Source organism: Burkholderia sp. Tr-20390 (assembly GCF_017104595.1).
Taxonomy (GTDB): Bacteria; Pseudomonadota; Gammaproteobacteria; order Burkholderiales; family Burkholderiaceae; genus Burkholderia.
This window is the reverse complement of record NZ_JAAGPC010000469.1, coordinates 1-206: the sequence shown is the minus strand read 5'-3', so window position 1 is coordinate 206 and position 206 is coordinate 1. Positions and strand designations below refer to the sequence as shown.

Here is a 206-nt window from a genome sequence, read left to right as displayed (position 1 = left end):
ATAAAAACCACCACGCCGCGCAACCGGCGCGGCGCTTGCTCGGCCCGCGCGGGCGCCAGCCCGAAACCCTCGAGATCGCCCACGCGCCGCACGCGCTCCGGCCGCGCGCCGGCATACAGGCACACGACGTTCGCGCCCATGCTGTGCCCGACCAGGTTGACTTCGCCGGCCGGCGCATAGTGGTCGACGAGCGCATCGAGGTGCCC

At 72.8% G+C, this 206-nt stretch carries 1 protein-coding gene; it reads right to left on the bottom strand.

Translation table 11 applies throughout. The features are described from left to right. Positions 1–206, bottom strand: a 206-nt coding sequence (locus tag G3N98_RS39585; RefSeq protein ID WP_241026312.1) for an alpha/beta hydrolase, incomplete at both ends; no start/stop codon positions are given.